Consider the following 12,898-nt stretch of genomic DNA (forward strand, 5'->3'; position numbering starts at 1 on the left):
CGATCACCGCCGAATGGTTGCAACCGCGAGACGACAGGCACGGTCAGCTGCCCGGGTGGTTTCCGGCAGCCGATAGCGCGGGCTCAGCCGCAGCGTGAGCGCACAGACGGTGTCCAGGTCGGTCCGGTGGCCCACCGAGACGTAGACCGGTTTGACCCCGCTCTGGGTGCGCAGCACCGCACCGACCGTCTCCCCCGCGTCGATTAGCGGCGAGCGGGCACCGCGTTCCGCGCCCACCGGCTCGTGCTCGCCCACCAGGCGGGTCTTGCCGACGCCGAAGGCCGGCAGGTCGGTCAGCACGCCCAGGTGCGCGGCGAGGCCGAACCGGCGCGGATGGGCCAGTCCCTGCCCGTCGCAGACCAGCACGTCCGGGCGCACGCTCAGCTTCTCCAGGGCGTCCAGCAGCGCGGGCACCTCTCGGAAAGCGAACAGCCCGGGAACGTAGGGAAAGGCAGGACGCCCGTGGACCACCGCGGTGTCACGGACCGAGAGGTCGGTGGCGTCGAGAACCACCACGGCGGCGGCCAGCCGGTCACCGTCGTAAGCGACGTCGAGGCCGGCGACAGTCGTGGGCGACGCCGGTCCGCACGCCGCGACCACGCGGGAGCGCAAGGCCGCCTGCGCGGCGAGAGCTTCTTCTTCGGTACGGGGCCAGCGCTGCACCGCCGGAGCATAGTTGTCTCCACGCGTGACGCGGGTCACGATGGGGTCTGGAGGTGCTGCCGGTGAACCCGTGGCTCGCGCTGACTCCCGGAGACGACCCGGCCGAACGCATTCGTCAGGTCGGCCGCGCCCACGAACAGTTCCTGAGCGGGGGCACCCGGCCCGATCGGATGCGATCCGTGGTCGCCGACTCCTGGGCGCGTTCCGCCACCTGGATCGGCGCCGACAACACCGCCCCGATCGACCTCGCCGACGCCGACCTGGACGCCTACCGCTCCGCGCACCCGCTCGCCCGGGTCATGCCGATCTTCCGGGACCTGCTCGGCGGCCTGGCCGACGACGGCGACCACATCCTCGCGGTCTGCGACGCGCACGGGCGGCTGCTCTGGGTGGAGGGTCACGCCGCCACGCTGCGCGGGGCCGCCTCGATGAACTTCGTGCCGGGCGCCCGCTGGGACGAGGCACACGCCGGCACCAACGCGCCGGGCACCGCGCTCGCCGTCGACCACGCCATCCAGATCTTCGCGACCGAGCATTTCAGCCGGCCGGTGCAGCAGTGGACGTGCGCGGCCGCCCCGATCCACGACCCCGGCACCGGGCGGCTGCTCGGGGCGATCGACGTGACCGGCGGCGACCACCTGGCGAACCCGCACAGTCTGGCGCTGGTCCGGGCCACGGCGCTGGCCGCGGAGGCGTACCTGGGTGCGGAACGGCCGGCGCCGGACCGCCCGGTGGTGTCTGCCCTAGGCCGGGACGAGGCGCTGCTCACCGTCGGCGGCAAACGGCTGCGCCTCGGGCGGCGGCACTCCGAGCTGCTGGTCCTGCTCACCATGCACCCGGAGGGGCGCACCGGCGACCAGCTCGGCTTCGACCTCTACGGCGACGACGTGAACCCGGTGACGGTCCGCGCCGAGCTGTCCCGGCTGCGCCGCATCCTCGGCCCGGAACTGCTCGACTCCCGGCCGTACCGGCTGCGCACCGAAGTAGAGGTGGACTTCGGCACGGTGGTCCGGCTCCTGGACCTCGGACGGGTCGGGGAGGCGCTGTCGTCGTACCCCGGGGTGTTGTTGCCGGCCTCGGACGCGCCCGGCGTCGTGCGGCTGCGGCGCCGGCTGGATGATCGCTTGCGCGCCGCCGTGCTCGCCGCAGGCGACCGGCGCCTGGTGCAGACCTGGCTGAACGGCCCGCTCGGCGCCGACGACCTGGAGATGTGGGAGGCCTACGCGCTGCTGGCGCCGGCCGACCTGGCCGCCGCGCGCCGGGTCGCGGAGCTGACCCGCGAATACGCTTGCAACGTTTCTGCAACGTAGTCGTCACTAGGGTCCGCCTCAAAGAGGAGGCGAGACCGTGACCATCTACACGCCGCCCGGTTCCGAGGGCGCCATCGTCAGCTACCAGTCCCGCTACGACCACTACATCGGCGGTGAGTACGTCCCGCCGGCGAAGGGCCAGTACTTCGAGAACCCCACCCCGGTGACCGGCCGGACGTTCACCGAGATCGCCCGCGGCACCGCCGACGACGTCGAACGGGCTCTGGACGCCGCGCACGGCGCCGCCGGGGCCTGGGGCCGCACCTCGCCCACCGAGCGCGCCATCGTCCTCAACAAGATCGCCGACCGGATGGAACAGCATCTGGAGAAGCTCGCCGTCGCCGAGGCCTGGGAGAACGGCAAGGCGGTCCGCGAGACGCTCGCCGCCGACCTGCCGTTGGCGATCGACCACTTCCGCTACTTCGCCGGCGTGATCCGCGCGCAGGAGGGCACCGCGGGGCAGCTCGACGAGGACACCGTCGCCTACCACTTCCACGAGCCGCTCGGCGTGGTCGGCCAGATCATCCCGTGGAACTTCCCGATCCTGATGGCGGTCTGGAAGCTGGCCCCGGCGCTGGCCGCCGGCAACACGGTGGTGCTCAAGCCGGCCGAGCAGACCCCGGCCTCGATCCACTATCTGTTCTCGCTGATCGGCGACCTGCTCCCGCCGGGCGTGGTGAACATCGTGAACGGCTTCGGCGTGGAGGCCGGCAAGCCGCTGGCCAGCTCGAACCGGGTCGCCAAGGTCGCGTTCACCGGTGAGACCACCACCGGCCGGCTGATCATGCAGTACGCCTCGGAGAACCTGATCCCGGTCACCCTGGAGCTCGGCGGCAAGAGCCCGAACATCTTCTTCGATGACGTCAGCCGCGCCGACGACGACTTCTACGACAAGGCCCTCGAGGGCTTCACGATGTTCGCGCTGAACCAGGGCGAGGTCTGCACCTGCCCGTCGCGGGCGCTGATCCAGCAGAGCCACTACTCCGACTTCCTGGCCGCCGCGGTGAAGCGGACCGAGAACCTGAAGCAGGGCAACCCGCTGGACACCGACACCCAGGTCGGCGCGCAGGCGTCCAACGACCAGCTGGAGAAGATCCTGTCGTACCTGGACATCGGCCGGCAGGAAGGCGCGCGTGCGCTGACCGGTGGCGGCCGCGCCGAGATGGCCGGGGACCTGTCCGGTGGCTACTACGTGCAGCCCACGATCTTCGAGGGCCGCAACTCGATGCGGATCTTCCAGGAGGAGATCTTCGGGCCGGTGGTCTCGGTCGCGCCGTTCGCCGACTTCGACGACGCGATCAAGGTCGCCAACGACACCCTGTACGGCCTCGGCGCCGGCGTGTGGACGCGGGACATCAACCAGGCGTACCGGGCCGGGCGGGCGATCAAGGCCGGCCGGGTGTGGACGAACTGCTACCACCTCTACCCGGCGCACGCCGCGTTCGGTGGCTACAAGCAGTCCGGCATCGGCCGGGAGAACCACGCGATGATGCTGAACCACTACCAGCAGACGAAGAACCTGCTGGTCAGCTACTCGCCCAAGGCGATGGGCTTCTTCTAGGCCATGGCCACCCGCGTTGACGTCACTCCCGCGGCTGCCGCGATGATGCGGCAGCTGCGGGAGCAGCACGGCCCACTGATGTTCCACCAGTCCGGCGGCTGCTGCGACGGCAGCTCGCCGATGTGCTACCTGGAGGGCGAGTTCCGCACCGGCAGCTCCGACGTCCTGCTGGAGTCTCTGGCCATCGAGGGGGTGCCGGAGCCGATCACGTTCTGGATGTCGGCGTCGCAGTTCGAACTCTGGAAGCACACACACCTGACAGTGGACGTGGTCCCCGGGCGAGGCGCCGGCTTCTCGCTGGAGGCGCCCGAGGGCGTACGGTTCCTGATCCGCTCGCGCCTGCTCACCGAGGAGGAACTGGCGGAGCTGGCCGGCTGACGGTCGCGGGTCGGGTGCGCGGCCCGCGATCATAGGCCGTTGGTCCCTATTTCGTGCCGGAATTCATCTAAAAGATACGTAAGGGACTGGCGGTTCAAGAGATCACCAGGCATCGTCGGCAGTCGCCGACGAACCTGGGGAGGATCTTGATGCGGCTGTCCCACACCCGAAAGGCATTCACGATCAGCGCACTGTTGATCATGACCGGCCTTCTCGGCCAGGCCGCCGCGGCCCAGACAACGTCGTCTCCACAGGCGACCCAACCCCCGCCCGCGGTGATCGCGCTCAGCCCGCCACCGTCACCGGCGCCCTCGCCGTCGGCCGCCGCGCCCTCGTCGGCGCCGCCGTCCACATCAGCGCCCAGCAAGGTCGCGCCACAGCGCACCGAGAAGGCGATCATCCACAAGCGCAAGACCCGCACCGGCCCGGCCGGCAGCCTGCTGTTCACCGGCACCGACGGCGTGGCGCTGACCTTCGACGACGGCCCCGACCCGGACTACACGCCGGTGCTCCTGCGGATGCTCGCCCGGGAGAAGATCAAGGCGACGTTCTGTGTGGTGGGCACGCAGGCCAAACGGCACCCCGAGCTGGTCCGGGCGATCGCCAAGGCCGGGCACACCCTCTGCAACCACACGTGGAACCACGACCTGAAGCTCGGCAAGAAGCCGGTCGCCAAGATCAAGGCCGACATGGAGCGCACCAACGCCGCCATCCGCGCCGCCGTGCCGAACGCGCAGATCCGCTTCTTCCGCGCGCCGGGCGGCCACTTCAACGGGCCGGTGGTCGCGACCGCCAAGAAGCTGGGGATGACGTCGATCTACTGGAAGGTCGACCCGCGCGACTGGGAGCACCCGGCGGGCGAGTCGCACCCCGAGCACCGCAAGAAGATCATCAGGATCGTGCAGAAGCACACCCGGCCGGGCGCCATCGTGCTGTCGCACGACTACGCCCAGCCGGACACGATCGCCGCCTACCGCACGCTCCTGCCGTGGCTGCGGCAGCGTTTCAAGCTGGTGGCCCTCTAAAACCCTGCCCGGTACGGGCTGGTGCGCGCCCGCGGCTTGCCGCGGGCGCCGGTTGCCCGGCTCACGCCCGGCCCCGGTGGGATGTGTCAGGACCGGCTGGCGGGTCAGTGGGCGGGTGGGATCACCCGGAGATGGCCGCGGCGGCCGGTCTGCTGACCGGGGGCGTGGTCGGGCTCCTCAGCGCGCGGCACGGGCCGGGCGGCTTCGCGGACGGCCTCGGCGAGCGCCACGAGGTCGTCAGTGGTGGGGGGTGGGGGCGCGAAGTCGCCGTCGTGGCGGACCAGTTCCCAGCCTCGGGGGGCGGTGAGGCTGCGAGCGTGCGGTTCGCACAGGTCGTACGTGTGCGGCTCGGCGAAGGCGGCGAGGGGTCCGACCACCGCTGTCGAGTCGCTGTAGACGTAGGTCAGGGTGGCGACCGCCTGTCGGGGACAGCCGTTCCGGGAGCAGCGCCGTGGTGACCTCACGGCGGCACGTTATCGCTCCGTCGGCCGTTCTGGGGAGCGTTGCCCCGCGACACGCCGACCAACGATGCATCACGATTCGGCCATGACAGCCCGACACGCCGCCCCGTTGGGGCGAATTAACGGCTCAGACACACGATGCGAACGGGCTGACCACGTATGGAGCCCGGGTGGGGATACGCTGGCCGCGTGACCACCAGCCCCGAACGCCGCCGGACGGATCCGAAGGCGGCGCGTACCTCCGGGCCGGGCCGCCCGGCCCGGCGTGACCGGCACGGGCGTGGCCTCCGCGGCCGCCTGGTTCCGGCGACCGTGCCGCTGGCCCGCACCAAGGCGGAGATTTTCGACGACCTGGTGCTGGACACCGTCGAGAGCCTCGAGCGGCGTTATGCGAAGGAGCTGGCCGGCGTCGAGTTCGCGGTGGAGGACGTGCCACCCGAGCTGAACGTCTACGACTCGGACGTGCTCGAGGACGGCGAGGTGCCCCTGGCCCGGCTGCTGCCCGGCCGTCCGGGGCGGCACGAGTTGCCGCCACGGATCGTTCTTTACCGCCGCCCGCTGGAGTTCCGGGCGATGGATCGTGAGGACCTCGCCGACCTCGTCCACGATGTGATCATCGAGCAGGTAGCCAACCTGCTCGGCGTCGATCCGGACGAGCTCGCCTGAAGCGTCACCCGCCAGGCTCAGAACCCCCTAAGCGACCCGCCGCTTCAACTTGCGACGTTCACGTTCGGACAGTCCACCCCAGATCCCGAAACGTTCGTCGTGCCCGAGCGCGTATTCCAGGCACTCGGCCTTGACCTCACAGCGGCCGCAGATGCGCTTGGCCTCGCGCGTCGAGCCGCCCTTCTCCGGGAAGAAGGCTTCCGGATCGGTCTGTGAACACAGCGCCCGCTCTTGCCACTCGGGCGCGTCCCCGAGCAGGTCTACCCCTTCAACCTGCGCTTCCATCGGCGTGCCTCCCAATTCCGCGTCGGCTGTGAAGCCGACGCTGACCCCCCACGCACGCGGCGTGTTTCTGTGGGTTCGACGCGAATGTGCCACATCGTCCCCACAACCCCACCAAAATTACACGCGTGTAAGACGTGCGTCGTCAAGCCGAACCTGCTAAATGGGCCCGTTTCCCCGAAGCGTTGACGACGCTTCACAGTCCCGTTCCTGCCCTATCTCCCGGAGCCACCGGAAGGTAACGCCAGGCCGACCCTTCGCGTCCAATTTAACCCGTTTTGTAACCTAGTGGCAGGGGGTCCCCCGTCTCGGGTCCGCCGAATGGATCAAGCCACGGTCAGCGTGTGAAGTCGCGGCGCGACTTCACACGCTGATGTGGACGGCTAGCGACGGCCGTACACGGTGGTGCGCTCGACAGCGGGGCGGCCGGCGGCCGCGGCGAGTTCCTTGAGTTCGGCAACCGTACGCGCGGAGCCGTACTCAGAACCGGCCATCCGAGAAATCGTCTCCTCCATCAGCGTGCCGCCCAGGTCGTTGCAGCCGCTGTTCAGCATCACCCGGGTGCCCTCGTCGCCGAGTTTCACCCAGGAGCACTGGATGTTGTCGATTCGGCCGTGCAGCAGGACCCGCGCCATCGCGTGCACCACCCGGTTCTCCCGCCACGTCGGGCCGGGGCGGGCGATCCCGGCCAGGTAGATCGGGGCGTTGGTGTGCACGAACGGCAGCGCCACAAACTCGGTGAAGCCACCGGTGACGTCCTGGATGCCGGCCAGCACCCGGAAGTGGCCCAGCCACTGCCGCGGGTGGTCGACGTGGCCGTACATCATCGTCGAGCTGGAGCGGATGCCGACCTGGTGCGCGGTGGTGACCACCTCGGCCCAGGTGGCGGTCGGCAGCTTGCCCTTGGTCAGCACCCAGCGCACGTCGTCGTCGAGGATCTCGGCCGCGGTGCCCGGGATGGTGCCGAGGCCGGCCTCTTTCAGCTCGGTGAGCCAGTCGCGGATGGACACGCCCGCCTTGGCCGAGGCGGTGACGATCTCCATCGGCGAGTACGCGTGGACGTGCATCCCCGGCACCCGCTGCTTGACCGCCCGCACCAGGTCCGCGTACGCCGTGACCGGCATCTTCGGGTCGATGCCGCCCTGCATGCACACCTCGGAGGCGCCGTCGCGCCACGCCTCCTCGGCCCGGTCGGCGACCTGCTCCACCGAGAGCCGGTAGGCGTCGGCGTCCTTCTCCCGCTGGGCGAACGCGCAGAACCGGCAGCCCACGTAGCAGACGTTGGAGAAGTTGATGTTGCGGTTCACGACATACGTGATGTCGTTGCCGTTGACCTGCCGGCGCAGGTCGTCGGCGATCCTGGCCAGCTCGTCGAGGGCCGGGCCGTCGGCGTTGAACAGGGCCATCGCCTTGTCCTCGTGCTTCTCCAGCAGCAGCGCCCCGGGGTCGTCGGCGGCCAGCTTGAGCGCCGCCACCACATCGGTCGGCATGCTCCGCGGAGCCGCCTTGAGGTGTGCGGCCACCTCGTCCCAGTCGCCGTAGACGTCGTCGAAGTCGGACCTGCGGTCGCCGGTGCGGCCCTCGGTGTCGATGGCCGCGAACAGGTCGGTGCGCCCGGTGCCGAACGTCTCCTCCGGCTCCTGCCACGGCCGCCCGACCGGGTTCACCGTGCGGGCCAGGCCGTCCGGCGCGGCCAGCGCGGTGACGTGGGCGGCCAGGCGCGGGTCCAGCCAGCCCTCGTCGGCACGGCGGACGTACTCCGGGTAGATGGTGAGGCGTTCCCTGAGCTCGAAGCCCGACTCCGCCGATTTCTCGGCCAGCAGGTCGATCTGCGGCCACGGGCGCTCCGGGTTGACGTGGTCCGGGGTGAGCGGGGAGACGCCGCCCCAGTCGTCGATCCCGGCGCGCAGCAGCAGCGGGAACTCGTCGTCGATCAGATTCGGTGGGGCCTGGATCCGGGCCCGGGGACCCATGATGATCCGGGCCACCGCAACCGTGGCGGCCAGCTCACGCAGCTCCGCGTCGGGCATCCCGCGCATCGCGGTGTCCGGCTTCGCGCGGAAGTTCTGGATGATGACCTCTTGGATGTGCCCGTACTCACGGGCGGCGCGGCGGATCGCGAACAGCGAGTCCACCCGCTCGGCGACGGTCTCGCCGATGCCGATCAGGATGCCGGTGGTGAACGGGACGCCGACCCGGCCGGCGTCGTCGAGCACGCGCAGCCGGACCGCCGGCTCCTTGTCCGGCGAGCCGTAGTGCGGGCCGCCCTTCTCCGACCACAGCCGGGTGGCGGTGGTCTCCAGCATCATGCCCATGCTCGGCGCCACCGGCTTGAGCCGCTGCAGCTCGGCCCAGCTCATCACCCCGGGGTTGAGGTGCGGGAGCAGGCCGGTCTCCTCGAGCACGGCGATCGCACAGGCCCGCACGTAGTCGAGGGTCGAGTCGTAGCCACGCTCGTCCAGCCACTGCCGGGCCGCCGGCCAGCGCTCCTCCGGCCGGTCACCGAGGGTGAACAGGGCCTCCTTGCAGCCCTGCGCGGCACCCTGCCGGGCGATCTCCAGGACCTCGTCGCGCTCCAGGAACGCGGCCGGCAGGCGGTGCGGCACGGTGGCGAACGTGCAGTAGTGACACCGGTCCCGGCAGAGCCGGGTCAGCGGGATGAAAACCTTGCGAGAGTACGTGACCACGCCGGGCCGGCCGGCTTCCCGCAGGCCCGCGTCCCGGACGCCACCGGCGATGGTCAGGAGTTCGTCGAACTGCTCCCCGGTGGCCGCGAGCAGTGCGGTCGCCTCGTCGACGTCGATCGCTTTGCCGTCGGCGGCCCGGCGCAGTGCGCGACGGATGCTCGCCTCGGTCGGTACGGGTTCCACGTTGACCTCTACCACGCAAAGCAGCCTAGGCCGGATTCGTGCCGTACGCGCCCGTCGTTTCCGGGCACGGGCAGTGTCGTGAGACACCATCGCCCGTGCCCGGACGGCGTCAGCTCACTGACGGGGCGGGTCCTGGTCGGCCGGACCGAACCCGGGCCGGTCGCCGGGCAGTTTCTCGGTGCGGTCCTCGGCCCTCGGCACGACCTGGGTCGGCTCGGCCAGCGGCGCGGCGGGTGACACCTGGGCGCCGGGCGCCGGGGCCCCCGAGGACGGCGGCGGGCTGCTCACCGGCGGGGTCGCGACCGGCGGCTGGTTCCAGCCCGGCTGCGGCGCCGGCTGCGGCGCCGGCTGGGTCGGAGCGCCGGCCGCCCCGTACGGCGAGGGCGGCGGACCGTAACCGGGCTGCGGGGTTGCGTACGGCGGCTGCGGCTGCCCGAACGGCGGCTGGCCGGGCGGAACCTGGCCGTACCCCGGCTGCCCGTAGGGCTGGCCGTACTGCGGCTGCCCGTAGGGCGGCTGACCGTACTGCGGCTGGCCGTAGACGCCGGGCTGCGGCTGCGGCCGCGGCACCATGAACAGGCCGCGCCATATCTGCACCACCGCGTACGCCGCCAGCGCGAACACCGCGAGCCACGCCACCCGGACCAGCAGCTGGGTGAAGGCGCCACCGGGGTCGTCCGCCGCGATCCCGCTGATCCCGAAGAGGATGCCGAAGACCAGGCCGAAGAAGGCCATCACGGCGTACTCGACGACGACGGTCAGCACGATCAGGCGCGCCTTCGGGTGAACCGGCTTCACACCCAGGGCGAGCAGCACCGCGGCGAGCGGGAAGAAGATCGTCACCAGGTTGACGAAGCTGCCGAAGCTGTAGCGGGTGCGCCCGATGAAGTCGGTGCCGAACAGGTCGATGACGCCGGCGAAGAGCAGCACGGCCGGGAGACCGGCCAGGGCGTAGACGGCAAGGTCACGCAACGGCCGGAGGAATTGTCCCAGCGGCTTCTCGCCGGGCGGCGTGGGCTGCGGTGGAGTGGTCACGGTTACTCCCGGTGCGGTAATCGAGGTCGGCCCAGAGTAAACCGATACCCGCGAACTCCGGGCGCGACGCCGGTGCGCGAGGATGAGGGGATGCGGATCGTGGTCCTCACCGGGGGCATCGGCGGTGCCCGGTTCCTCCTCGGCGTGCGCGCGCACGCCCGCGCCATCGGCGCAGAAGTCACAGCGGTGGTCAACGTCGGCGACGACGTCCGGATGCACGGCCTGCAGATCTGTCCCGACCTGGACAGCGTCATGTACACGCTGGGCGGCGCGGCCGACCCGGAGCGGGGCTGGGGCCGGGTCGGCGAGACCTGGGTGGTCAGGGACGAGCTGGCGAAGTACGGCGTGGAGCCGTCCTGGTTCGGCCTGGGCGACAAGGACACCGCCACCCATCTGGTCCGCACCACGATGCTCAACGCTGGGTATCCGCTCTCCGCGGTGACCGCTGCGCTGTGTGAGCGGTGGCAGCCCGGCATCACCATGCTGCCGGCCACCGACGACCGGCTCGAGACGCACGTGGTCGCGGACGTCGAGGGCGAGCGCAAGGCGATCCACTTCCAGGAGTGGTGGGTGCGGTACCGCGGTGACGTGCCGACGCACCGGTTCGTCTTCGTGGGCGCGGAGTCGGCCAAGCCGGCCGCGGGCGTGCTCGACGCCGTCGCCGGTGCGGACATCGTGCTGGTCGCGCCCAGCAACCCCGTGGTCAGCATCGCGCCCGTGCTCGCCGTACCCCAGCTGAAAGAGGCCGTGACCAGCGGCCCGGCGCCGATCGTGGGGGTTTCCCCGATTATCGGCGGCGCGCCGGTGCGCGGCATGGCCGACCGGTGCCTGGCCACCCTGGAGGTGGAGGTCAGCGCGGCCGGCGTGGGCCGGATGTACGGCCCGCGCGCCGAGGGCGGCCTGCTGGACGGCTGGTTGGTCGACGAGTCGGACGCCGGCGCCCAGGTGCCCGGCGTGACCACCCGGGCGGTGCCGCTCTGGATGACCGACGAGCAGGCCACCGCGCGGATGGTCGCCGCCGCCCTGGAGCTCGGAGGGGTCAAGTGATCGACGGCCTGGAGATCCTCCCGGTCCGCGGCATCGGCGACATCACCGCCGGTGACGACCTGGCCGCACTGATCATGAATGCCGCGCCGTGGCTCGCCGACGGCGACGTGCTCGTGGTGACCAGCAAGATCATTTCCAAGGCGGAGAGCCGGCTGGTCGAGGTGCCGGCCGACGGGCCGGAACGCGAGGAGGCCCGGCAGCGGGTGCTGGCCGGCGAGACCGCCCGGCTGGTGGCCCGGCGCGGCCCGACCTCGATCGTGCAGACGCACCACGGCTTCGTGATGGCCGCGGCCGGCATCGACGCGTCGAACGTCGACAAGACCCACCTGGTGCTGCTCCCCGCCGATCCGGACGCTTCGGCGCGGGCCCTGCGGGACGACTTCCGGCAACGAGGGCTCGACGTCGCGGTGATCATCTCCGACACCATGGGGCGGGCCTGGCGCAACGGGCTCACCGACGTGGCGCTCGGCGCGGCCGGGATCGAGGCGTTCCGCGACCACCGGGGCGAGATCGACCCGTACGGCAACGAGCTCAGCCTCACCCAGATGGCCGTGATCGACGAGTTGTCGGCCGCCGCCGAGCTGGTCAAGGGCAAGTGCGACCGGGTGCCGGTCGCGGTGGTGCGGGGCTATCCACGCTCGGCCGAGGGCTCCGGTGCCGCGGTGCTGATCCGGGACGCGGAGAGCGACATGTTCAGCCTGGGCACCGCCGAGGCCCGGGCACTCGGGCTCCGCGAGGCCGCCCGGCTGGACGATCAGCGCTCCGGCAGCGCCGGTTCCGACGCGGTCGACCGCGCCCTCACCACCGTCCACGGTCTGCTCACCGCGACGATCGCGCGGCAGCCGGGCGCGCTCCGGCTGGCCCCCGAGCGGGACGGCGCGGCCGCGCTGATCAGGCTCGGCACCGACGCGCACCGCCTGCGGGCCGCCCTGGCGGCCGAGGGGGTACCCACGACCGCGTCGATCGACGACGATGGCATCACCCTGACCTTCGGAGATCCGTCGTGAGCGACGCCCTGTACGCGGACGCGGTGCGCGTCCTGACCGAGTGGACCGCGACCTCGGACGAGGCCGACCTGGCCCGCAAGCGCACCCTGGACCTGCTCGCCGACGGGCCGCAGGCGATGACCCGGGCACACCGCGCCGGCCACGTCACCGCCAGCGCCCTGGTCGTCGACGACATCGGGCAGGTCCTGCTCTGCCTGCACGGGCGGCTCGGCATGTGGATGCAGCTGGGCGGGCACTGCGAGGCCGGCGACCGTACGCTCGCGGCCGCCGCCCTGCGCGAGGCCACCGAGGAGTCCGGCATCGCCGGGCTGATCGTCGACCCGGAGCCGATCGACGTCGACGTGCACGAGGTGCGCTGCGGCGCGGCCGACGGCGCGCCGGCCGAACCGTCGGTCCACTTCGACGTGCGTTTCCTGGTCCGCAGCCCGGCCGGGGCCGTCGAGCAGATCAGCGCGGAATCCGCGGACCTCGGCTGGTTCCACGCGGACACGCTGCCCAGCCCGCTGGCATCCGGCACCGCGCGCCAGATCGCCCCGGCGCTGGCCCGCCTGCCGTGACCGGCCGCCGCACCCGGCGGGCGATCGTCCCGGCCG

The 12,898-nt window shown here is 71.5% G+C and carries 13 protein-coding genes; 8 read left to right on the plus strand and 5 right to left on the minus strand.

What is annotated here, in order from left to right:
- Window positions 1-3: 3 nt before the first annotated feature.
- Window positions 4-663, minus strand: coding sequence for a deoxyribonuclease V (gene nfi / locus AB0F81_RS32245; protein ID WP_360203331.1), 660 nt, complete (start codon window positions 661-663; stop codon window positions 4-6).
- 56 nt (window positions 664-719) lie between these two features.
- Here nfi and AB0F81_RS32250 point away from each other — a divergent pair, with 56 nt between their 5' ends.
- From AB0F81_RS32250 to AB0F81_RS32265, 4 genes are all read left to right on the plus strand, one after another.
- Window positions 720-1,973, plus strand: a complete 1,254-nt coding sequence (locus AB0F81_RS32250; protein ID WP_360203349.1) for a GAF domain-containing protein — start codon at window positions 720-722, stop codon at window positions 1,971-1,973.
- Between the two features lie 37 nt (window positions 1,974-2,010).
- Entirely contained in the window at window positions 2,011-3,534 is a 1,524-nt protein-coding gene (locus AB0F81_RS32255) for an aldehyde dehydrogenase family protein (RefSeq protein ID WP_360203333.1), read from the plus strand.
- Between the two features lie 3 nt (window positions 3,535-3,537).
- Window positions 3,538-3,912: a DUF779 domain-containing protein gene (locus AB0F81_RS32260; RefSeq protein ID WP_360203334.1), complete on the plus strand. Its 375-nt coding sequence runs from the start codon at window positions 3,538-3,540 to the stop codon at window positions 3,910-3,912.
- 200 nt (window positions 3,913-4,112) lie between these two features.
- On the plus strand, window positions 4,113-4,937 hold the full coding sequence (locus AB0F81_RS32265; RefSeq protein WP_360203335.1) for a polysaccharide deacetylase family protein: 825 nt from the start codon (window positions 4,113-4,115) through the stop codon (window positions 4,935-4,937).
- A 104-nt stretch (window positions 4,938-5,041) separates the two neighbouring features.
- On the opposite strand, the gene AB0F81_RS32270 is transcribed toward AB0F81_RS32265, so the two are convergent.
- Window positions 5,042-5,401 (minus strand): DUF3499 domain-containing protein, encoded by a 360-nt coding sequence (locus AB0F81_RS32270; protein ID WP_360203337.1) that lies wholly within the window; start codon window positions 5,399-5,401, stop codon window positions 5,042-5,044.
- A gap of 294 nt (window positions 5,402-5,695) precedes the next feature.
- On the opposite strand from AB0F81_RS32270, the gene AB0F81_RS32275 reads away from it, so the two are divergent.
- A complete protein-coding gene (locus AB0F81_RS32275; protein WP_221245834.1) occupies window positions 5,696-6,064 on the plus strand; it encodes a metallopeptidase family protein in 369 nt (122 codons plus the stop codon).
- A gap of 27 nt (window positions 6,065-6,091) precedes the next feature.
- On the opposite strand, the gene AB0F81_RS32280 is transcribed toward AB0F81_RS32275, so the two are convergent.
- The 3 genes from AB0F81_RS32280 to AB0F81_RS32290 all read right to left on the minus strand — a co-directional run bounded on the left by AB0F81_RS32280 (window position 6,092) and on the right by AB0F81_RS32290 (window position 10,251).
- A complete protein-coding gene (locus tag AB0F81_RS32280) occupies window positions 6,092-6,349 on the minus strand; it encodes a WhiB family transcriptional regulator (protein ID WP_014688021.1) in 258 nt (85 codons plus the stop codon).
- 380 nt (window positions 6,350-6,729) lie between these two features.
- The gene (locus AB0F81_RS32285; protein WP_360203339.1) at window positions 6,730-9,231 is read right to left on the minus strand and encodes a bifunctional FO biosynthesis protein CofGH; all 2,502 of its coding nucleotides are present in this window, start codon (window positions 9,229-9,231) and stop codon (window positions 6,730-6,732) included.
- 99 nt (window positions 9,232-9,330) lie between these two features.
- Complete coding sequence (locus AB0F81_RS32290) at window positions 9,331-10,251, minus strand: hypothetical protein (protein ID WP_360203340.1); 921 nt, start codon at window positions 10,249-10,251, stop codon at window positions 9,331-9,333.
- A 90-nt stretch (window positions 10,252-10,341) separates the two neighbouring features.
- Between AB0F81_RS32290 and cofD the strand changes: the two genes are divergently transcribed.
- Genes cofD through AB0F81_RS32305 form a run of 3 tightly spaced genes read left to right on the plus strand, consistent with a single transcriptional unit; the run spans window position 10,342 to window position 12,862 of the window.
- The gene (gene cofD / locus AB0F81_RS32295) at window positions 10,342-11,298 is read left to right on the plus strand and encodes a 2-phospho-L-lactate transferase (RefSeq protein WP_360203341.1); all 957 of its coding nucleotides are present in this window, start codon (window positions 10,342-10,344) and stop codon (window positions 11,296-11,298) included.
- Window positions 11,295-12,305 (plus strand): coenzyme F420-0:L-glutamate ligase, encoded by a 1,011-nt coding sequence (locus AB0F81_RS32300; RefSeq protein ID WP_360203343.1) that lies wholly within the window; start codon window positions 11,295-11,297, stop codon window positions 12,303-12,305. Before cofD ends, AB0F81_RS32300 begins: the two co-directional genes overlap by 4 nt.
- Entirely contained in the window at window positions 12,302-12,862 is a 561-nt protein-coding gene (locus tag AB0F81_RS32305) for an NUDIX hydrolase (RefSeq protein ID WP_360203344.1), read from the plus strand. Before AB0F81_RS32300 ends, AB0F81_RS32305 begins: the two co-directional genes overlap by 4 nt.
- The last annotated feature ends 36 nt before the right edge of the window (window positions 12,863-12,898 follow it).

This window comes from Actinoplanes sp. NPDC024001 (genome assembly GCF_040638955.1).
Lineage (GTDB): Bacteria > Actinomycetota > Actinomycetes > Mycobacteriales > Micromonosporaceae > Actinoplanes.